Origin of the sequence: Halobellus rarus (assembly GCF_024494595.1) — an archaeon.
Taxonomy (GTDB): domain Archaea; phylum Halobacteriota; class Halobacteria; order Halobacteriales; family Haloferacaceae; genus Haloquadratum; species Haloquadratum rarum.
In genome coordinates this window covers 43,840-65,094 of sequence record NZ_JANHDI010000012.1, presented here as the reverse complement: position 1 = coordinate 65,094, position 21,255 = coordinate 43,840, and the positions used below count along the sequence as shown (strand labels likewise).

Genomic DNA, 21,255 nt, shown 5'->3' with positions numbered 1-21,255 from the left:
CCCCGAAGTGCCGGTATGAGCGACGCTCCACCCGACGTCGAGGTATCGCCGGCCGTCCACCGCACCGCCGAGGACATCGGTTCGATGGAGATCCGCGGTGCGGCGACCATCGCCGCCGCGGCGGCCGAGGCGCTCGGCGAACAGGCCGACGTCAGCGACGCCGATTCGCCCGAGGCCTTTCGTGCGGAGCTCCGCGCGGCCGCCCGCGTCCTGTACGACACCCGTCCGACGGCGGTCAGCCTCCCGAACGCGCTCCGGTACGTCCTCCGCGACGTCGAGGGCGAAACCGTCGAGCGCCTCCGCGCGAGCGTCCGCGCCAGCGTCTCGGAGTTCTGTCGACGGCTCGACAACGCGCAGACCGACCTCGGGCGCGTGGGTGCGAACCGCCTCCGCGACGGCGACACGATCATGACGCACTGTCACTCGACGGACGTCCTCGCCTGCGTCGAGACCGCCGTCGAGCAGGGGAAGTCGCTGTCGGCGTTCGTCAAGGAGACGCGACCGCGGAACCAGGGTCACATCACCGCCGAGGCGCTGGACGAACTGGGCGTCGACGTGACGCTGATCGTCGACTCCGCGGCGCGGCGGTACCTCAACGACGTCGACCACGTCCTCGTCGGGGCCGACAGCATCGCCGCCGACGGGTCGGTCATCAACAAGATCGGCACGAGCGGCCTCGCGGTCAACGCCCGCGACCGGGGGACGCCGATCGTCTGCGCCGCCCAGACGATCAAGCTCCACCCGGACACGCTCACCGGCCACACGGTCGACATCGAGATGCGCGACGAGCGCGAGGTGGTCGATAGGGAGACGGCCGAGGGGATGGGCGACCCCGAGGTCCTGAACCCCGCGTTCGACGTGACGCCGCCGCGCTACGTGGACGCCATCGTCACCGAGCGCGGGCAGTTCCCGCCGGAGAGCATCGTCAGCCTGATGCGTGACCTGTTCGGCGAGGGGACGACCGAGCCGTGGGCGGAGGCCTGACACGGGCGTCGATCGGACGCGTCCGGGGGATTACGCCGAAGCGGCGCAGACCCACCACAGAAGAGTTTTACCGACGTGGGAGCGATCCGGGAGCGATGGCGACTCCCCCGCACCTCTCCCCGAAACTCGTCGTCGGGGTCGGTTCCCTCCTCCTGACGGTCGTCGCGACGTGGGCGACGATGCGCACGTCGGGCTATCCCGAAGCGTCGCTTCCGTCGTGGCCGAAGTTCCTCGGGTCGCGGCTCCGCAGCGAACTCCCCCGCGGCGATCACCTCACTGTCGCGTGGGTCGCGGTCGCAGTCTGGTCGGCCGTCGTCTCCGGGCTGCACTTCGGCGGCGTCTACTACAACGTCTACACCACGATGCCCTGGTGGGACCTGATGACCCACGCGATGGGCGGTCTCGGGGTGGCGGCGTTGCTGGCCTTCACGTTCCGCGGGCCGACGCTCCGATCGCCCCTCTGGCTCGTCCCGGCCGTCCTCGCCATCGGCGCGGGGTTCGAGATCTACGAGTTCCTCTTCAAGACGTTCTGGTACAACTGGTCCCTGGAGTTTTACGTGGAAGACACGATCGTCGACCTCGTCCTCAACACGACCGGCGCGGCCGCGTTCGCGACCGCGACGGCGGCGTATCGGAGTCGCGTCCGGTCCGGCTCGGCGGCTACCGGGCATGAGGACGAGCCGGTTGGAGCCGACACCGACTGATACGGGCCCAAGATCCCGTGTGCGGGCGTCCGGGGACGCACTGCGTTACCGCTCTGCGAGCCGCGAGTCGCCCCGACCTACCGCGGCGTCTCCGTCCCCCACTCGTCGATGGCCGTTCGGAGCGCGGGGCTCTCCTCGGCCTTCGACGCCAGCGATCGGTCCTCGGCGTAGGCGTCGACGGCCGCGCGCAGCGCCTTCGCGCCTTCGTGAGTGCCGTCGGGATGGCCGTGGATGCCGCCGCCGGCCTGCACGCAGACGTTCGTGCCGGTCGCGTCCAGCAGATCCGGGACGAGGCCGGGGTGCAGACCGCCGGAGGCGACCGGGAGCACGTCGTTGAGTCCATAGAGATCCTCGCGGAGCCACGCGTTGATGCCGACGGTGTCCTCGTTCGCGAGTTTTCCCAGCCCGGCCGTCCCGGTGTGGAGCTGATCGACGCCGACGAGGCGGGAGATCTGCGCGAGCACGCGCATCGAGACGCCGTGTTGGGGCAGGCGGTCGAAGGCGGCGTGCATCGCGCGGTGGGCGTGGATCGCCAGCCCCAGTTCCTCGCAGCGCTCCCGAACCGTCTGGACCGCGGCCCAGCCGGTCGTGATGACGTCGACCATCACGTACTCGCAGCCCTCGGCGGCGACCTGGTCGACGCGTTCGAGCATCTCGTTGGTCCCCGCGGTGACGTTGATCAGGTACGACTTCGGCTCGCCGGTCTCGTCTTCGGCCGCATCGCGCTCGGCGAGGCTCTCGACGAGGCGGTCGTGGAACGGGTTGAACTCCTGGTCGGTGAGGTTCTCGTCGTCCTTCAGGAGGTCGACGCCGCCGGTCCAGGCCTCGTAGCCGACCTCGGCGTGCCGCTCGGTCGAGAGACCCACTTTCGGCTTCGGGACCGTCGCGAGGATCGGCCGGTCGTCGGCCCCGAATACCTCCTGTCGCACCGACGAACCGAACTGCGGACCCGCGAACGACGTCGCGACCCCCTCGGGCCACTCGCAGTCGACCAGTCGGATCGTGTCGACGGCCTTCATCCCCATAATGTTTCCCGCGATACAGGAGAGGATCTGGGGCATACTCCCGGGCTCGAACAGCCCCTCGGGGTAGGCCACTTTGATTTCGGCGGCGTCGGTGCCGCCGTCTGCGTCCGCACCGCCGCCGAGTGCTTCGATGTCGAACGCCATCGCCCGCATATCGGTGAACCCCTCGCCCGTCGGGAGCGCCGCCCAGGTCCCGTTGGACGACTCGGAGGCGACGCGGGAGGCCGCGGATTCGACGTCCATTCCGTCGGCGGGGACGATCCGGAACGTGCAGACCAGATCGGAGTCGGCCGGGTCGAACGACAGGTCGAGGAAGTCCTCGTAGGTGATTCCAGCCATACCCGTCGCGATTCACGCCCGAGGCTGATAAAGTTCGGCGGCCGAGGTCGTCCGGCGAGCGCTGAGCCGCATCCGGGGACGCTACCGCGGCTGCCGGTCGACGCCGTCTCCGGGAGTGTCGTCTGCCGAGTCGACGAGTCGCCGCCGAACCCGATCGAAGACATCGACGTCGGCGTCGAGCGTCGCCGCGAGGGCGTCGCCGGCTCCGAGGAGCCAGACCGTCCGCTCGACGTGCGATTCGACGTCTCCGGGTCCGACGCGGTACCGGTCGACGAGCGCCTCGATCGACGCGCCCTCGCTCCACTCGAAGACGAGACGCGCCAGTTTGACCGCACAGAGCCACGCCTCGAAGTCGTCGGCCTCCTCCGGCGCAGTCGTGAACGCCGCGGCGTGTCGCGAGGCGTACCGGTAGACGTCGGCTCGCTCGCGGTTCCCCAGGTACGTCCCGCGCATGTCCGGCGTCGCGCAGACGACGCCCAGCGCTGTCAGCGCCGTGACGTCGTCGTCCGCCATCCCCTCGATCGTTCGGATCCCCTCGATCAGACGCGCGCCGGTCTCGGGACGGACGTACTGTCGGGAGACTGTCTCGCCGAGAGACGTCGCCGCGAGGGCGTCCGAGCCGTCTCCGGTCGCCGCCGTATCGGCGTCGGTGGTCTCGGCGGTGGCCTCGCCCACGTCGAGCAGTTCCATCCCCGAGAGTTCGCCCGTGACGGTGTCGAGCAGCCCCGAGAGGTCGACGTCGGGCGACTGGTGGGCGAAGAAGGTCGCGTCGAGGAGGTCGAGCACACTCGCCGTCGAATCGGCGAATCCGGAGGCGACGACCGAGAGGACGTGGGTACGGAGGGCCTCCCGCGCGGCCAACTGGGACTCGACGGCCTCGGGGCCGGCGTCGACGTATCGGTCCCAGAGGTCCTCGGCCGTGCGTTCGTCGCCGACGAGGACGGCCTCGCCGTAGGGGTCCAGGTGCGGCCGCCCCGCGCGGCCGCACATCTGGTGCACCTCCAGGACCGGGAGCTTCGACATCTCCTCGCCGGTGTAGCGTTCGAGGTCGCGGACGACGACGCGCCGCGCCGGGACGTTCACCCCCGCCGCCAGCGTCGGCGTCGCACAGATGACGCCGAGGTTCCGCTCGCGGAACGCGGACTCGACGAGGGCGCGGTGCTCGTTGACCAGGCCGGCGTGGTGAAAGCCGACCCCCGATTCGGCGGCCTCGGCCAGTCGATGACCGGTCGAGGTCCCGTCGACGTCGCGGATTTCGGCGGCGAGGTCGGCCGCCGCGTCGCCGTCGGGAGCGAGGTCGTCCTCGGCGAGTCGCATCGCCAGCGACTCCGCCTCTCGGCGCGAGCGGACGAACGCGAGACACTGCCCGCCCGAGTCGATCGACCCCTCGACCAGCGCGGCCGTCGCCTCGGTATCCCGCTCTCCGTCGGTGTCTCCCTCGTCGGCGTCGCTCACGTCCACATCCAGCGTCGACCCGTCGTCGAAGGTCACGTCGTCGCCGTCGTAGACCCCCGTCCGCAGCGACACCGGCCGCCACGTCGACTCGACGAGTTCGGCGTCGAGCCACGACGCGACGTCCTCGGGGTTGTCGACAGTCGCCGACAGCGCCACGATCTGGACGCCCGGCGCGCGCCGCTGCAGCGTCGCGAGCGTGACTTCGAGCGTCGGGCCGCGGCGCTCCCGCCCGAGCAGGTGGACCTCGTCGACGACGACGCAGGCGAGGTCTTCGACCCACGAGGCCCCGTTCCTGATCGCGGAGTCGACCTTCTCGGCCGTCGCGACGACGACGTCCTCCGCGCCGAGCTCCTCGTCGGGCGAGTCGAAGTCCCCCGTCGAGATGCCGACGCTCACCCCCGGGAGGTCGGCGAAGGACTCGTACTTCTCGCGGGCGAGCGCGCGGAGCGGAACGGCGTACAGCGCCGGCCCGTCGGCGGTCAGCATCGCCAACTCGGCGATCAGCGTCTTTCCGGACGCCGTCGGGATCGCGGCGACGACGTTCTCCCCCTCGGTGATCCCGGCCTCGACGGCGGCGGCCTGCGGCGGGTACAACTCTTCGATCCCCGACGCGCGGTAGTGCTCGCGGACGGCCGCGGAGACGGGGAGGTCGCTGACGTGCACACCTGCGAGTGGGCCCGTCATCACATAAAAACCCGCGCGTGGGCCCCCGCGGATGCGTCCGACTACGCGAACTGCTGTTCGAGCAGCGTCGTCAAGAGGTACGCGCCCAGTCGAGCGGTGTTGTCGCTCGGGTCGAGCGTCGGGGCGACTTCCATCAGGTCGACGGCCCCGATCGAGTCGTGTCGTCCGAGCGTCTCCATCACGGTCAGCGCCTGCGACGCGCTCAGTCCGCCGGGTTCGGGAGTCCCGGTCCCGGGTGCGACCGACGGGTCAACGGAGTCGATGTCGAAAGTGACGTAGACGGCGTCGGTGTCGGCCGCGGCGTCGTCGATCGCCGCTTCGACGACCGCCCCGATTCCGTCCCTCTCGACGTCGCGGACGGTGAAGACCGACAGCCCGCTCTCCTCGACGAACTCGAAGAAGCCGGGCGACTCGTAACCGCGGATTCCCACCTGGGAGACGTGTTCGTAGTCGGTGTGCGGAGATTCCGAGATGTGGTGGGTCGAAGACCCGTGGAAGTGCTCGCCGAGAACGGCGCTCTCGGCGACCGTATCGGTGTGGGCGTCGATCTGGACGAGCCCGACGGTGTCGTGGTCGCTCCCCTCGGCGAACCCCCTGAACGACGGAAACGTGCAGTAGTGGTCGCCGCCGAGGAGGACCGGCATCACGCTCTGCTCGGCGACGGTCGCGACGTGTGCGGAGATGGATTCGGCGGTCGTCTCGCGGTCCATCGGGAAGACGGGGACGTCGCCGCAATCGACCAGGTCGAGCGCGCCGAAGTCGACCTCGCGGCCGGTCCGGACGTTCGTCAACCCGCCCTTGTAGCCCGAGAGGTACGCCAGCCAGCCGCTGGCCCGGCGGAGGGCTCTGGGCCCGTAGCGCGTCCCCGGTCGGTTGCTCACTGCGCCGTCGTACGGGACGCCGAGCACGGCGGCATCGGAACCTGCGACGTCCTCGACGTCGGCGATTTCCCGCTTCAGGAACGTATCGAATCCCGCGTAGGGGAGTTCGACCGCGCTTCCGGGGTTCGATTCGCGGAACGCTGCGACGCGGCCGTTTCCTGGCATCTCGTCCATCTCACGCGCCCCCGTCACGAGTCGCTTCGATGGCCGTTTGGAGTCCCTCGACGGCGCGTTCGAGCTGCTCGCGCGAGATAGACAGCGGCGGTTGGAACCGCATCACGTTCTTGTGGAAGCCGCCGACACCGATGATGATTCCCTGCTCTCGGAGGTGTTTTCCGACGGCCTTCGCGAACTTCGCGTCGGGCGCGGGCGCGACGTCCATCGGCCCCGTTTCGTCGGGATCGACCAGTTCGATCCCCTGCATCAGCCCCAGCCCCCGCGCGTCGCCGACCACGTCGTACTCCGTTTCCAGTTCCGTGAGCCGTTCACTCAACCACGCACCCTGCTCGCTCGCGTTCTCGATCAGGCCGCCCTCGAGTTCGTCGATCGTCGCCAACGCGGCGGCGCACGCGACGGGGTTGCCGCCGAACGTCGACAGGTGGTCGCCGGCTTCGAAGGCGTCTGCGACCTCCGCGCTGGCCGTGAACGCGCCGAGCGGGAGGCCGTTTGCGATGCCCTTCGCTTGCGGCATAATGTCGGGGACAACGTCGAAGTGGTCCGAGGCCCACATCTCGCCGGTCCGGCCGTATCCGGCCTGTACCTCGTCGACGACGAGGAGTGCGCCGTGGTCGTGGGCGATCTCCTTCACGCGAGAGAGCCACCCCTCCGGCGGAACGATGATCCCGCCCTCGCCCATCACGGGTTCGACGACGACGGCCGCCAGGTCGTCGGAAGTGTGCGTGTTGATCACGCGCTCGACGTCCTCGGCGCAAGCGCACGAGCACGGCCCACCGTCGCACAGCTGACAGCGGTAGGCGTACGGCGGGGCGACGTGTGCGACGTCGTTGATCGTCGGGGCCATATCCGCCTTGTAGGATTTGTTGCCCGTCAGCGACAGTGATCCGAGAGTCCGACCGTGGAACGACATCTCCAGCGCCAGGACTTCCTTCGAGCCGGTGTACTTCCGTGCGAGTTTGATCGCACCCTCGACCGCCTCGGTACCGGAGTTACAGAAGAAGGTCTTCTGGAGATCACCGGGCGTGACCTCGGCGAGTCGCTCGGCGAGCGCCGCGGCCGGCTGATTCGGATGGACGTACGTACACCCGTGGACGAACTCGTCGAGTTGCTCTTTGGCCGCCTCGACGACGGCCTCGTTGTTGTGGCCCGCGTTGGTCACTGAGATCCCCGAGAACACGTCGAGGTATTCGTTGCCCTCGAAGTCCTCGACCGTACTCCCGGACGCACGCTTGACTGGGACGTTGAGGTTCTTCCAGATGGGCATCAGATACTCGTCGTACTGTGCTTCGATGTCTTCGTTCGTCAACTCGTGGTCTATTTTCCCTGACATATTTATGCGGAACTATTATTCCACCGTTACTGGGTTTTCGAACGATGTAATGAAAAATCTTGAGGTCGGAATAACGACACCGACGGGACAGCTAGTCGAACTATATCGGAGTCTGGCTCCGTTCAACTTGGAGAACTCGATGGGAAAAGTACCCGGTAATATATTTCCACTTACCGGCTCCCGTTGTGGAGGCTTTTTATTTGTCCCTGTCGTGGTTCCGGGTAAGCAATGGCCACCGGGGGAGAGAGGCGGCGGCATGATCTGCTCCGCCTGATCGACGATAACGAACCGATCGGGAGCATCCGGCTGGTCGATCTGATGCAGCAGCGGGGATACACCATCAAGGACCGGACGATTCGGCTGATGCTCGCCGAGCTCGACGAGGAGAATCTGACCGAGAAAGTGACGGGAAAGGGACGTCGACTGACGCCCGAGGGTCGCGAGGAACTCGAACGCGGGGACGTCAACGGACGACTCGAACAGATCCGGGAACGGATCGCCACCCTAACCAGCGAGGTGACCTACGACCCTGTGGAAGACAGCGGCGAGGTGGTCGCCGCGACCGGGCGAGTTCCGAAAGATCGGACAGCGGAAACGTTCGACCTGCTGACTGGGCTCCACGAGTCGACAGTCGGACCAGTCCCTGTTTCAGTGGTCGAGGACGGCGCAGAGATCGAACTCGCGGTTCCATCGAGCATCACGCTCGACGGTGTTCTCCTCTCGCGCGGCATCAACGCTCGACTCGTCACGGCCGGACTCGTCGAGTACGACGGAGCGGTCAATCGATACATCGACGCGATAAGCGGGGAGGGGTCGACGATGGATGTCGTTCGCCTGCTCGTTGAGGCCGGACGGACAGACGTCGACGCGATCCTGAACGGTCGGGAAGGTGTCCTGATCGTCGACAATCGGGAGTTCCCGCTAACTCGTTTCGACGAGGCGCGGGACCTCTCGGCGGCGACACAGGGCCAACTCGGGGGCGTCTTGGACTTCCACCGCCCCCGTGAGGGCGGTCAGGTTCCCGCAGGATCGACCGGGTGGGAGTTCGCCTCACTCACCTACGGCGGGGTCGGTGAGATGGCCTTCGCGTTGTTACACGAGCACGACCTGCTCGTGGAGTGGAACTCCCTGGACGGACTGCGACCACGGAGCGCGTTCGAATCGGCCCATACGCTTCGCGAACGACTGTAGCTTGGGAAGGCCGGCGCGCGGCGAGGACGTCTAACTGTGGTGGGCCAGGGTGGGGAGCGCGACTACGCTCCGACGATGATCCCGAGGATGATCACAGCGAAGAAGACGGCCCACATCCCCAGCGATCGCAACGTTTCCGATCTGTCCTCCAGTTCGACCGGTCCGTCCCTGGCCGTGTCGGCGTCGCTGTCGAACCCCTGGGTGAGGAACCAGTATACGACGAGCGCTCCGAAGAGCGCTTCCGCCAGCCAGAACAGCACGATCATTCCCGTAAAGAGGCCTTGACTCATCATTTGTTGTCACCTCCCTTGACGCCGCCGTCGGCAACGACCTCTGACCCCTCTTGAGCGATCGACTCGAAGTGGAAGTCGTCCGGTGACGCCGCACTGAGGATCGCGGTGAGTCCCGTCGACACTAAGTGTCCGACGGCCATAATTTCCCATAGTTTGAGCGCCGGCGTGCTGACGACAATACCGTAGCTCGCCGCGAGCAGGTAGGCCGTGACGATTTGTGAGACGACCACGCCGGTGACGAACCCGGCCTGAGAAGCCTTCTTCCAGAACAGCGAGAGCGCGAACGGTCCGACCAGCGCCGACGCGCCGATCCCACCGATGAGTAGGAGTTGAACGAAGCTGATCGATCCCAGTGCGAACACCGTCGCGACGAAGATGACGATCGCGAATCCGATCGAAGCGCCGCGAGCGACCCGGAGTTGCTGATCGTCCGATGCCCCAGTATTGAGGTGGCGGTAGTAGATGTCGCGCGAGGTGAGACTGGCGATAGCCGTCAGATACGAGTCGACGGACGACCCCAGGACCATAAGCGCCACTAGGAGGAACAGGATCGCCGCCCAGTCGGGCATCAGGCCGAGCGCTTCGATCGAGAGGTTGCCCGGTGCGACGTCAGTGAACGCCGCGAGGCCGACGAATCCGATGACGGAGTACATCGCGATGGTGGTGAATACGCCGATTCCGCCGATCGTGAGGAACCGCGACGTCTTGTCGCGGCGGACCGCGAACACGCGCTGCCAGGTCGCGAGCGAGACGACACCCCACACGCCCAGCCCGAGCGCGTAGGGGAGGAACAGGTCTTCGATGGCGTTAAAATTCGCCATCGAGAGGAACGACGAGGCCTGCGACCCGAGGTTCGCGACCATCTGTTCGTACACCTGCCCCGGTCCACCCGTCTCAAGCAGCAACAGCGGGACGAAGACCAAGGTCAACACGAGCGCGCTGACGAACTGGACGAAGTCGGTCGTCATCGACCCCCAGAGGCCGCCGAGCAGGATGTACACTCCGATGACGCCCATCAGAACTGCCATCACGATGTTGGGATCGATTCCGGTCAATCCACCGATGACCGTCCCACCGACGAACAGCTGGATCACCCCGCCGAGAACCATCGTGTACAGGATCACGAAGATCACGACGAGATGCGCCAAATTCCCGAATCGCTCGATGAAGTATTCGCTGTACGTCAGTCCCTGCGGGAACAGTTTGCGCATCCGAAGCGCGAAGGGGATGACCACGAACGAGGAGAGCACGGCGGGGGCGGCGTACATCCAAGTGCCTGCAACGCCGGTGATTCCGACGTATTGCGGCACGCCGAGAATATCGCCCGCCCACATCCACGTCACTGCGAACGAGGCGGTGGTCAGGCCGACCTGAGCCCGGCCGCCCGCGGTGATGAACTCCTCAGTGTCGTTCACCGACTGTCGCCGGTAAATGTAGTAGCTCAGAGCGATCATTGCACCCCCCCAGGCGACGAGCAGGCCCGCCCCCGTAAGTTGCGTTACCACGTCCGATCACCTCGATCCGCGAGCCGATTGCTCGTTCGTCGTCGATGGTGGTAATGAATTACCATATCAAGAGAAGCAGAGTGAGACGAACCTAATAAAAATTGTGGTGGAAAGTAGCATGGCTTACGTACCCGTGAGACGAACGACCACTGGAATGCACGTCGATTTGACTCATCCGATCACGACGGGGATGCAGACGTATCCCGGCGATCCGGACGTGGCAGTACACGACCACGCGTCGCACGAAGACGACGGATACCGCGTCTCAGCGGTCGAACTGGGCAGTCACACGGGCACACATATCGATGCGCCATCACACGTCATTCCGGACGGAAAGACGCTCGATGAGTACCCGCTCGACCGGTTCGTCTTCGACGCGGTCCGCGTCGACTGCCGTGATCTCGGCGCGCGTGAACCGGTCCCCGCAGAGCGCGTTCCCACAGCGGATGCGGAGTGTCTGGTCTTCTGGACCGACTGGGACGCCCACTGGGGGTCCGACCGATATCTCGACCATCCGTACCTCTCACCGGCGGCCGCGCGGCGATGTGCCGACCAAGGGCTGGCCGTCGCCTCCGACACGCTGAACCCCGATCCGACGCCGACGCCGGCGGCCGACAGCGACGAACCGGACGGGTTCGCCGCCCACCACGCGCTACTCGAAGCCGACTGTCTCGTCCTAGAGAATCTCACCGGGCTCGACGCGGTCGAGGACCGGTTCGAACTCCGAGCCTATCCCCTGGCGCTCCGTGGTGACGGCGCTCCCGTCAGGGCCGTCGGTGCCGTCTGAACACCGGCATATCTATGCCACCATTTTATTACCGAGCCCCGAGTGGAACTTCGTATGCTGCACACGCAGGGACCGCTGCGAACGATCGACGTGGGTGCACGGGAGACCGCGACCGAACCGATCGAGGAGACGCTCTCCGAGTACATCGGGGGTCGCGGGGTCGCGACGGCGCTCGCGCACGACCGAATCCCGTTCGACGCCGACCCGTTCGGTCCGGAGAACAGCCTGTTCTTCACGACCGGGCCGATGCAGGCGTCGCGGATGTCGTTCACCGGTCGGATGAACTGCACGGGCGTCTCCCCGTTGACCGACGGGCTCTTCTCGTCGAACGCCGGCGGGTTCCTCTCGCGGAACTTCGTCGGGACGGGTCACGCCGCCGTGGAGGTGACCGGCGAGAGCGACGAACTCCTGGCCGTCCACGTCCGCGAGGACGGCGTCGAGTTCGAGGCGGTTCCGGAACTGGAGGGGGCGGAAGTCCCCGAGGTCGTCGCGTACGCCGCCGACGAGCACGGACTCGAAGCGGAACACACGGCCTGTATCGGTCCCGCCGGGGAGAACCGGGTCCGGTTCGCGTCGATTATGACCAGCGAGTCGCGCGCCTTCGGTCGCGGCGGCCTCGGCGCGGTGCTGGGGGCGAAGAACGTCAAACTCCTCACCTTCGAGGGCGGCGCCGACTCGGGCGTCGAGATCCCGTCGGTCCAGATGGATGTCCATCGAGAGGCCGCCACCGACGACCACATTATGAAGCGGCAGGGAACGACGTCGGTCACCGACCTCGCGAACGAAGCCGACGCGCTGCCCTCCTATTACTTCGCCGAGCAGTCCTTCGAGGGTGTCGAGGGCATCAACGGCGACCGCGTCGAGGAGAAGAAGTACAAGAAGGGGACCTGTTCGCAGTGCGCCTTCGCCTGCAAACTCCCGACCCGCGACGAGGCCTCGGGCGTCGAGACGGAGGGGCCGGAGTTCGAGACGGTGATGTCCTTCGGCAGCAACTGCGGCATCGACGACATCGTCGACGTGATGCGCTCGAACGAACTGTGCGACCGCCTCGGGATGGACGTGATCTCCTGCGGCGACACCGTCGCCGGCTACCTGGCCAGCCAGGACGCCTTCGGGGACGCCGACCTCGTCCGCGAGACCGTCGAGAGGATCGCCCATCGGGAGGGCGTCGGCGACACGCTCGCGGAGGGGATCGATCGCGCCCACGAGGAACTCGGGATCGAAAACTGGACCGTCAAGGGACTGGAGTTCCCCGCCCACGACGGCCGTGGACTCAACGGTCAGGGCCTCTCCTTCGCGACGGCCAACCGCGGTGCGGATCACATGTACGCCACCTTTTACGCCTACGAGTACCCGCTCGTCCCGCGTCAGGACGCGTTCGATCCCGACGGCCTCGACACGGCGAAGGCCGAGAAACTCGTGGAACTGGAGAACACCCGGGCGCTGGAGGACTGCGGGGTCGTCTGCCGGTTCTCGCGCGACTTTATGACGCCGGATCGGTTCGAGGCGCTGTTCGACGCGGACTACGACGCGCTCCTGGACGTCGGCTCTCGGACCGTCGAACTGGAGCGGCACTTCAACAACCAGCGTGGGTTCGATCGGGCGGACGACCGGCTCCCCTACGAGATAGAAGGCTTCGCGGCGGCGCTCGACGACTACTACGAGACCCGCGGGTGGACGGAAAACGGCGTCGTCCCGGACGTCGGAGGAGGGGCAGCGTCCACTGCCGCGGACTGACGACGTCGAGACTCCTGAGAGCCGGGACTCGCTCTCTCATTTTCGCTCGATCGAGGGTCGTCGCTGTAGACCAACGGTCTCGGGGTACATCGTCCCGTTCGCGACGAGCGCCTGGAGGGTCACCCAGTCCCAGAGCCGTATAGGCGATCACCGCGGAAACAACTTAGTGGTATTCGTTAGTTATATCTGGTCTGGCTCGTGTGTTTCGGACGAATATGGGTTTCAGCGACCACCTCCTCGACGTCGGCGAAGACCTCTGGGACGCACAGAAGCGCCACCCGTTCGTCCGCGAACTGGCCGACGGGAACCTCGACGAGGCGGCGTTCCGCACCTGGCTCGAACAGGACTACCGCTACCTGCTGGACTACGCGCGGACGTTCGCGCTCCTCGGAACGAAGGCGACCGCCGAGACGACGATGGGTCACTGTTTCGAGGTGGCCAACGCCATCGTCGACGAGGAGATGGACCTCCACCGGTCGTTCGCCGGCGACTACGGGCTCACTCCGGGCGATTTGAAAACCGTCCGGAAGGCCCCGACCTGCGAGGCGTACACGGATTATCTGCTCCGGTCGGCCCGGGAAAGACCCCTCCCGGTGGGTGCGGCGGCCGTCTACCCCTGCGGTCAGGGCTATCTCGACGTGGCCGAGCATATGGCCGAACTCGGCGACGGCGAGCACCGCTATACCCCGTTCGTCGAGGAGTACACGAGCGAGTCGTTCCGCGACTCCGTCGCCTGGATGCGGGGGTTGGTCGATCACTGCGCGGCCGAGCATCCATCGTTACGCGACGAGATGGAGACCGCTTTCCGTCGGAGCGCCGAACTCGAATACGCCTTCTGGGAGATGGCCTACACGGAGGAGCGGTGGCCGCACGAGCGTGCGAGCGCGGAGGTGGTCTGAGGGATGACCGAGCGCGACGTCGCGCTCACGATCGCCGGCTCGGACAGCGGCGGCGGTGCCGGCGTCCAGGCCGATCTGAAGACGATGGCGGCGATGGGCGTCTTCGGCACCAGCGCCGTGACCAGCGTCACCGCGCAGAACACGCGGGGCGTCGAGGCCATCGACGACGTCGAAACGGACGTGATCGAAGCGCAGATCCGCGCCGTCGCCGAGGACTTCGACGTCGGTGCGGCGAAGACGGGGATGCTCAGCTCTGCTCCCATCATCGAGACGGTCGCCGACTGCCTCGCCGACTACGACTTGCCGCTCGTCGTCGATCCCGTGATGGTCGCCCAGAGCGGGGACCGACTGCTCGCACCGGAGGCCGAGGAAACGCTCCAGACCGAACTGCTTCCGCGAGCGACGCTCGTCACGCCGAACCTCCCGGAGGCGGAAGTCCTGGTCGGAGCGGACGTCGGAAACGAAAGGGAGATGCGATCGGTCGCCGAGCGGATCGCCGCGGACGGACCCGACGCCGTCCTCGTGACGGGCGGGCACCTGAACGACGACGGACTCGTCGACGTCCTGTACGCCGACGGTGAGACGCGGACGTTCCGGAAACGCCGGTTCGACACCGACAACACCCACGGGAGCGGGTGTACGCTCTCTTCGGCCGTCGCCGCGGGCCTCGCCTCGGGCGAGGACTTGCACGCCGCCGTCGACCGCGCCGAGGCGCTCGTCGACCGGGGGGTCCGGTACGGCCTCGACGTCGGCGAGGGAGCCGGGCCTGTCCACCACGCGGCGGGGATCCGAAACGACGCCGCCCGCTACGACGCGCTGGAAGCGGTACGGAACGTGGTCAACGCGCTCCGGCACCGCGACGTCTCCGCGCTCGTTCCCGAGGTGGGCTTGAACGTCGCCGTCGCGACACCGTACGCGACGGATACCGACGAGGTGGCCGCCGTCGAGGGGCGGCTCCACCGGACCGGCGACGGCGTCACCCCCGCAGGCTGCCCCCGGTTGGGCGCGTCCAGCCACGTCGCCCGGCTCTTGCTCGCCGCCCGGGACCACGATCCGTCCGTTATCGCCGCGGCCAACGTCCGACTCGACGACGCCGTCGCCGCGGCCGCCGATGGACAACTGGACGCCGTCGAGGTGGACCGCGCGGCCGAACCCGACGCCGACCCGACCGAAGCGCGGGCGGGCGGGACGATGGCCTGGACGGTCGAGCGGGCGATGGCCGGCCGCGAGACGGTCCCCGACGCGATCTACGACCGCGGTGCGGTGGGGAAGGAAGCGATGTGTCGACTGTTCGCCGATTCGCCGGCGGAACTGCGGGACCGTCTCTTGGAACTGGACGACGCGGTCTGAGCCGCGGTCCTCCGACGTCGGCGATACCACCCGAATCCTCCCGTGAGGCCCTACGGGAGCGGTTCACCGTCCGCACCGGGTCGTCGATGACGGAGGACCGGGTCCGATCGCGGACACCGATCAGATGTAGCCGTGCTCGGCGAGCCGATCGACCGCCTCGCGGAGTCGCTCCTCGCTGGCCGCGTAGGAGATCCGCGCGTAGCCGGGCGAACCGAACGCCGATCCGGGGACGGTCGCGACGTGGGCGTCCTCGATCGCGCCGGCGCACCACTCCTGGTCGTCGTCGTCGACGGGCAGCATCATATAGAACGCGCCGTCGCCGACGGGGACGTCGACGCCGTGCTCGGCGAAGAGGTCCGCGAGCATATCGCGGCGCTCGCGGAACGCGTCGCGCATCTCCACCACTGCGTCGTCGGTGTTCTCGATCGCTTCGAGGCCGGCGTGCTGGACGAAGTTCACGGCGCAGGAGACCGAGTGGGAGTGCAGCTTCGCGGCCTGGGAGATCAGCGACTCGGGCGCGTGGAGGTAGCCGAGCCGCCAGCCCGTCATCGAGTACGCCTTCGAGAAGCCGTTGATCGTGACTGTTCTCTCGCTCATCCCATCGAGCGTCGCGAGGCTGGTCGGGTCGACGCCGTAGGTGATCTGCTGGTAGATCTCGTCGGAGATGACGGTGACGTCGTGCTCGACGGCTAGGTCGCGGACGCCTTCCAATGCTTCGTCGGAGTACACCGCGCCCGTCGGGTTCGACGGCGAGTTGACGACGAGCAGTTCCGTGTCGTCGGAGATGGTATTTGAGAGGTCGTCGAGGGCGGGTTCGAGCTGGAAGTCGTACGGGGCGAGGTCGACGCGGTTCAGCGAACCGCCCGAGAGCTTCGCCATCGCCTCGTAGGAGACCCACGCGGGGTCGAGGAGGACGACTTCATCTCCGTCGTCGATGAGCGTCTGGAACGTCTCGTAGAGCGCCTGCTTGCCGCCGGGCGTGACGATCACCTCGTCGCTCGCGGCGTCGATGCCGTCGTCGCGGAGCTTCGCGGCGATGGCCTCCCGAAGTTCTTTGATACCGTTCGAGGACGTGTAGCCGGTGTGTCCGGCGTCCATCGCGTCCTGCCCGGCCGCGACGATGTTCTCCGGCGTCGGGAAGTCGGGTTCGCCGACCGAGAGGTCGACGACGTCGACGCCCTCCGCCTCCAGTTCGCTCGCCTTGTTGCTGATTGCCAGCGTCGCGCTCGGTTCCACCCGTTCGACGCGGGCTGCGAAGTCGAAACTCATGCCAACGTCTCCACCATATCGACCGCGGCGTTTACCGCTTCCGCACCTTTGTCGATGCGCTCTCTCGCCTCGGCCCCGCTCTGGCCCGGGCCGGAGACGCCGAACGTCACCGGGACGTCGCGGTCGAGGCTCACCTCGGTGAGCGACTTCGCCGTCGCGTCGGCGATGACGCGGTCGTGGTCCGTGTCGCCGGTGACGATCGCGCCGACGACGGCGACGGCGTCGACGTCGTCCCGTCGCGCGAGCCGATCCGCCGCCAGCGGCGAGTCGTACGCGCCGGGGACCGGCAGTTCAGCTGTGATCTCGACGTCCCGTTCGGCGGCGGCCTCCCGCGCGGCCGACGCCATCCCTTCGGTGACCGACGCGTTGAACTCGGCCACCACTAGTCCGAGCGTTACCATACCGAAGCGGTCCGCCGGCGACGTCAAAGAGGTATCGGCACGCCGCCGGGGGGCGGTCGGTCCGACCCCCGACCACAACGTGTCTGTCAGGTTACCGGACGTGGGAACCGACTGGTGATCGACCGCGACCGAGCGCACGCGTCGGCAAACACAAGAGTTGTAACCGCCTGGTGGACACACACGAGCAATGAGCCCTGACGAGGGCCCGTACGAGACGGACGGGGCCCCCGACCCCGACGGTGCGTCCGACCCTCCCACGGACCCGCCATCCAGCGGCACAGACGATCGGAACAGTCCCGAAGAGCCGAGCGAGCGCACCGCTCGCGACGACGCCCCCGAGGGAGTTCCGAACGGCCGCGCGGCCGGGACGGCGTCGGACGGGCGCGTCGCCGGATGGCTCTCGGACCGCCGTGCCCTCGTCGGCATCGTCGCGTTCACCGTCGTCGCACTCGCCCTCCGCCTCGTCGCCCTCGGCGGTCGGATCTTCCACTGGGACGAGGGGCGCGTGGGCTACTGGATCCTCCGGTACCACGAGACCGGCGTGCACACGTATCGACCGATCGTCCACGGGCCCTTCCTCCCCATCGTCAACGACTGGCTGTTCGCCCTGGTGCCCGTTTCGGACTTCGCGGCGCGGTTTCCCGTCGCGCTCGTCGGCGGCCTGTTCCCGCTGGCGGCGTGGCTCTTCCGGGAGCGACTCCGCGACACCGAACTGATAGCGCTCGCCGCGGTGCTCGCGCTGAACCCGCTCGTCGTCTACTACTCGCGGTTTATGCGCAACGACGTCCTCGTCGCCGCCTTCTCGGTGGTCGCCCTCGGGTTCGTCGTCCGCGGCTTCGACGCCGGGCGACTCCGCTACGCGTTCCCCGCGACCGCGTCCCTGGCGCTCGCGTTCACGACGAAGGCGAACGCGCTGCTCTACGTCCTCTGCTTCCTGGGAGCGGGCGCGCTGCTCGCGGACCACCGGCTGCTCGGGGCGCGGGCCCGCGGCGAGTCCGCCCGCGCGGTATTCGGCGGGTGGTGGGCGTCGATCCGGAACCGGTTGCTCGGCCACGGCTCGTCGGCGCAGGCGTCGCTGGCTCGCCTCTTCGGAACCGCACTCGGGAGCGCCGCGCTCTTTCTCGTCGTCACCGTGTTCTTCTACGCGCCGCGGCCGGAACTCTGGGGCGCGCTCGCGAACCCCGCGCAACTCCCGGGCGTCGTGGACGCCGGGACCGTCGGCGCGGCCGAGAAACTGTTCGAAACCTGGGGCGGCGGGAGCCACCAGGACCACCCGTACCTGCCCTACCTCCTGGACCTCGCGGAGACGCTCGTCTACGGCGCGCCGGCGGTCATCGCCTTCGGGCTCGTCGGCGTCGCGGTCGACCGCTACGGGTTCGCCGGCGACGGGCCGCGCGAGATCGTCACGTTCGCGACCTACTGGGCGATCGCGTCGCTGTTCGGCTACCCGATCGCGACCGACATCCAGGCCCCCTGGGCCGCGATCCACGTCGTCGTCCCGCTGGCCGTTCCGGCCGCGGTCGGCGTCGGATTCGTCGTCGACTCCGCGCGCGAGGCGCTCGCCGCCCGCGACGCCGTGAGCGTCGGTCTCGCGGCGCTCGTCGTGCTCGCGGCCCTGAGCGGCGCGCTCGCCGCGAACGCGGCGTACTTCAACTCGACCGACGAGGCCGACAAACAGGTGCTCCAGTGGGCCCAGCCCGAGAACTCCCTGAAGCCGACGATCGAGGTCGTCGGCGAGGTGTCGGCCGCGAACGAGGACGGCGCGGACGTCCTCTTCGTCGGCACGCGACCCCCCGGCAGCGACGGCGAGGTGTTCTACGTCAGAAACGAGTCGTCGCTGTCGACCGCGCCGCCGGGCGGCCCCGCGTGGCACGACCGACTGCCGCTGCCGTGGTACCTCGAACGATACGACGCGAACGTGACCAGTTCGGCCCCCGACGCCGACCTCGACGAGGCGCTCGCGGACGCGCCGCCGGTCGTGATCGCGAAGGACTACGACCGCAACGCGGTCTCCCGGCAGCTGACGGGCTACACCGCCTTCGAGCACAAGTTCCGCCTCTGGAACGACGGGGTCGTGGTCTTCGTCGAGAACGAGCAACTGGAGCGCGTCGCTCCGGGGGAGGTGTCCGAGACGTCCGCTGAGAACGAGCAGCCGCAGTCGGCGTGAGGCATTCGCAGTCGGCGTGAGGCATTGCCGGTGGCAAGCACGGACGACGTGAATCGGTCCGAACCGTTCCGGAGAATAACCACGTCCGTGTACACTTCCCGTTCCGTTCGGCAAACTTTATTCACTATCCTCCAGTACCGTCGCCCGTGACCGTCACCGTACCCGGACCCACGCTCGGCGTCGTCGGCGGCGGCCAACTCGGCCGGATGCTCGCCGAGGCGGCCGCTCCCCTCGGCGTCGAAGTGGTCGTCCTCGATCCCACGCCCGAGTGTCCCGCCTCGCCGGTCGCCCGCGACCAGATCGTCGGCGACTTCGACGATCCCGATGCGTTCCGCGAACTCGCCGCCCGCGTCGACGCGCTGACGTTCGAGATCGAACTCGCAGACGCCGAACTGCTGGACGACGTCGCCGCGGCGTTCGACCTCTCGGTGAACCCCGCGCCGGAGACGCTCTCGATGATCGAGGACAAACTCGTCCAGAAGCGCGCGCTCGACGAGGCGGGCGTTCCGGTTCCGCCGTTCCGCCGGGTCGACGACGCCGACGACCTCCGGGCGGCGCTCGACGAGTTCGGTTCCGTGATGCTGAAGGCCCGCACCGGCGGCTACGACGGCCGCGGCAACGTTCCGGTGACGGACCCCGACGACGCCGAAGAGGCGATGGCGGCCGTCGGCGGCCCCGCGATGGCCGAGACGTTCGTCGATTTCGAACGCGAACTCTCCGTGATCGCCGTCCAAGGCGAGGGAGAGATCCGCACGTTCCCCGCCGGCGAGAACGTCCACGAGGAAGAGATCCTTCGGGAGACGATCCTGCCCGCGCGGACGACCGACGAGGTGCTTTCACGCGCCGAAGGAGTCGCCCGCGACGTCCTCGACACGCTGTCGGGACGCGGCGTGTTCGGGATCGAACTGTTCGAGACCGCTGATGGATCCATCTCGGTCAACGAGATCGCGCCGCGCCCGCACAACTCCGGGCACTGGACGATCGAGGGCGCGCGCACCTCCCAGTTCGAACAGCACGTCCGCGCCGTCCTCGGGTGGCCGCTGGGATCGACCCGCCTGCGCTGTCCGACCGTGATGGCGAACGTCCTCGGTACCGTCGACGAGCCTCGACCCGCCCGACTCGGAAACGCCGAGGCCGTCCTCGGCGACGAGGACGCCTCCCTGCACTGGTACGGCAAAGAGGAGGTCCGCCCGCTCCGGAAGATGGGTCACCTCACGGTGACCGGAAACGGCGCGGGGGACGACCACGTCCCGAGAGACCTCCTCGCGCACGCGAGGGACGTGCGGGACGCGCTGACGTTCGAGTGAGAGACGGGACGCACCAACGATCGACACCGGATTACCGACGATGACAGACTACACGCCAGACGACGACGCCGACGTGACCGTACAGGACCTGATCGATCGACTCCGCGCCGAGGCCGACGCCGGCGTCGACCCCGAGTCGACGCCCGACGTCGGGATCATTATGGGGTCGGACTCGGACCTCGAGGTGATGTCCGGCGCGCACGACGCGCTCGCGGAACTCGGGTTCGCCGAGCAGACCGACTTCCACGACGCGCCCGACGCGCGCTTCACCTACGAGACGTACGTCGTCTCCGCGCATCGGACGCCCGAGCTGATGTACGCCTACGGCGAGACCGCCGCGGCCCGCGGCCTCGACGTCGTGATCGCGGGCGCGGGCGGGAAGTCAGCCGACCTGCCGAACATGACCGCCTCCATCGCGTACCCGATCCCGGTCGTGGGCGTCCCCGTTCAGGAGAAGTCCGTCGACTCGGTGATCGGGATGCCGACCGGCGCGCCGATCGTCGCCGTCGACGCCGGCAAGTCGTTCAACGCCGCGCTCTCGGCCGCACAGATTCTCTCGCGCGAACACGACGAACTGCGCGAGCGCCTGGTCGAGTACCACGAGGGGCTCGTCGGCGGGGTCGCCCGCGACTCCCGCGACCTCCACGATCTCGGGGTCGATAGGTACGTCGAGAGCCGAAACGACGACTGACAGCGGCCTCGCACGCCGCGGGCGCAGCCGCGGTATAAATCAACGCTTATGGGGGGGCGCTTCTAACCCATCGAACGTC

The 21,255-nt window shown here is 67.8% G+C and carries 18 protein-coding genes; 10 read left to right on the top strand and 8 right to left on the bottom strand.

The window, feature by feature from the left end:
* The first annotated feature begins 15 nt into the window (after window positions 1–15).
* Window positions 16–984: a ribose 1,5-bisphosphate isomerase gene (locus tag NO876_RS14315; RefSeq protein WP_256422345.1), complete on the top strand. Its 969-nt coding sequence runs from the start codon at window positions 16–18 to the stop codon at window positions 982–984.
* A gap of 95 nt (window positions 985–1,079) precedes the next feature.
* Window positions 1,080–1,688 carry a DUF2238 domain-containing protein gene (locus NO876_RS14310; RefSeq protein ID WP_256422344.1) on the top strand — a complete coding sequence of 203 codons (609 nt, stop codon included), beginning with the start codon at window positions 1,080–1,082 and terminating at the stop codon, window positions 1,686–1,688.
* A 77-nt stretch (window positions 1,689–1,765) separates the two neighbouring features.
* Here NO876_RS14310 and rbcL read toward each other — a convergent pair whose 3' ends face one another.
* The 4 genes from rbcL to NO876_RS14290 form a co-directional block, all read right to left on the bottom strand.
* Entirely contained in the window at window positions 1,766–3,052 is a 1,287-nt protein-coding gene (rbcL, locus tag NO876_RS14305; RefSeq protein ID WP_256422343.1) for a type III ribulose-bisphosphate carboxylase, read from the bottom strand.
* Between the two features lie 81 nt (window positions 3,053–3,133).
* On the bottom strand, window positions 3,134–5,170 hold the full coding sequence (locus tag NO876_RS14300) for a DEAD/DEAH box helicase (protein ID WP_256422342.1): 2,037 nt from the start codon (window positions 5,168–5,170) through the stop codon (window positions 3,134–3,136).
* Window positions 5,171–5,232: 62 nt separating this feature from the next.
* The gene (locus NO876_RS14295; protein ID WP_390277763.1) at window positions 5,233–6,237 is read right to left on the bottom strand and encodes an agmatinase family protein; all 1,005 of its coding nucleotides are present in this window, start codon (window positions 6,235–6,237) and stop codon (window positions 5,233–5,235) included.
* 10 nt (window positions 6,238–6,247) lie between these two features.
* Entirely contained in the window at window positions 6,248–7,579 is a 1,332-nt protein-coding gene (locus tag NO876_RS14290) for an aspartate aminotransferase family protein (protein WP_256422340.1), read from the bottom strand.
* 228 nt (window positions 7,580–7,807) lie between these two features.
* On the opposite strand from NO876_RS14290, the gene NO876_RS14285 reads away from it, so the two are divergent.
* A complete protein-coding gene (locus NO876_RS14285; protein WP_256422339.1) occupies window positions 7,808–8,770 on the top strand; it encodes an NrpR regulatory domain-containing protein in 963 nt (320 codons plus the stop codon).
* Window positions 8,771–8,832: 62 nt separating this feature from the next.
* On the opposite strand, the gene NO876_RS14280 is transcribed toward NO876_RS14285, so the two are convergent.
* Complete coding sequence (locus tag NO876_RS14280; RefSeq protein WP_256422338.1) at window positions 8,833–9,063, bottom strand: hypothetical protein; 231 nt, start codon at window positions 9,061–9,063, stop codon at window positions 8,833–8,835.
* Window positions 9,060–10,568, bottom strand: a complete 1,509-nt coding sequence (locus NO876_RS14275) for a sodium:solute symporter family transporter (RefSeq protein WP_256422337.1) — start codon at window positions 10,566–10,568, stop codon at window positions 9,060–9,062. Before NO876_RS14275 ends, NO876_RS14280 begins: the two co-directional genes overlap by 4 nt.
* A 154-nt stretch (window positions 10,569–10,722) precedes the next feature.
* Here NO876_RS14275 and NO876_RS14270 point away from each other — a divergent pair, with 154 nt between their 5' ends.
* The 4 genes from NO876_RS14270 to thiD all read left to right on the top strand — a co-directional run bounded on the left by NO876_RS14270 (window position 10,723) and on the right by thiD (window position 15,341).
* On the top strand, window positions 10,723–11,355 hold the full coding sequence (locus tag NO876_RS14270) for a cyclase family protein (protein ID WP_345780768.1): 633 nt from the start codon (window positions 10,723–10,725) through the stop codon (window positions 11,353–11,355).
* Window positions 11,356–11,409: 54 nt separating this feature from the next.
* Entirely contained in the window at window positions 11,410–13,092 is a 1,683-nt protein-coding gene (locus NO876_RS14265; protein WP_256422335.1) for an aldehyde ferredoxin oxidoreductase family protein, read from the top strand.
* A 215-nt stretch (window positions 13,093–13,307) separates the two neighbouring features.
* The gene (tenA, locus tag NO876_RS14260; protein ID WP_256422334.1) at window positions 13,308–13,991 is read left to right on the top strand and encodes a thiaminase II; all 684 of its coding nucleotides are present in this window, start codon (window positions 13,308–13,310) and stop codon (window positions 13,989–13,991) included.
* Between the two features lie 3 nt (window positions 13,992–13,994).
* The gene (gene thiD, locus NO876_RS14255; RefSeq protein ID WP_256422333.1) at window positions 13,995–15,341 is read left to right on the top strand and encodes a bifunctional hydroxymethylpyrimidine kinase/phosphomethylpyrimidine kinase; all 1,347 of its coding nucleotides are present in this window, start codon (window positions 13,995–13,997) and stop codon (window positions 15,339–15,341) included.
* Window positions 15,342–15,461: 120 nt separating this feature from the next.
* Here the strand turns inward: thiD and NO876_RS14250 are convergent, their stop codons facing one another.
* Both NO876_RS14250 and ribH read right to left on the bottom strand, forming a co-directional pair.
* Window positions 15,462–16,610: a pyridoxal phosphate-dependent aminotransferase gene (locus tag NO876_RS14250; protein WP_256422332.1), complete on the bottom strand. Its 1,149-nt coding sequence runs from the start codon at window positions 16,608–16,610 to the stop codon at window positions 15,462–15,464.
* Window positions 16,607–17,011: a 6,7-dimethyl-8-ribityllumazine synthase gene (gene ribH / locus NO876_RS14245; RefSeq protein ID WP_256422331.1), complete on the bottom strand. Its 405-nt coding sequence runs from the start codon at window positions 17,009–17,011 to the stop codon at window positions 16,607–16,609. Before ribH ends, NO876_RS14250 begins: the two co-directional genes overlap by 4 nt.
* Window positions 17,012–17,198: 187 nt before the next feature.
* On the opposite strand from ribH, the gene NO876_RS14240 reads away from it, so the two are divergent.
* The 3 genes from NO876_RS14240 (at window position 17,199) to purE (ending at window position 21,176) form a co-directional block, all read left to right on the top strand.
* Window positions 17,199–19,178: a flippase activity-associated protein Agl23 gene (locus NO876_RS14240; protein ID WP_256422330.1), complete on the top strand. Its 1,980-nt coding sequence runs from the start codon at window positions 17,199–17,201 to the stop codon at window positions 19,176–19,178.
* A gap of 146 nt (window positions 19,179–19,324) precedes the next feature.
* A complete protein-coding gene (locus tag NO876_RS14235) occupies window positions 19,325–20,485 on the top strand; it encodes a 5-(carboxyamino)imidazole ribonucleotide synthase (RefSeq protein ID WP_256422329.1) in 1,161 nt (386 codons plus the stop codon).
* A gap of 40 nt (window positions 20,486–20,525) precedes the next feature.
* Window positions 20,526–21,176, top strand: a complete 651-nt coding sequence (gene purE, locus NO876_RS14230; protein ID WP_256422328.1) for a 5-(carboxyamino)imidazole ribonucleotide mutase — start codon at window positions 20,526–20,528, stop codon at window positions 21,174–21,176.
* Window positions 21,177–21,255: the final 79 nt, after the last annotated feature.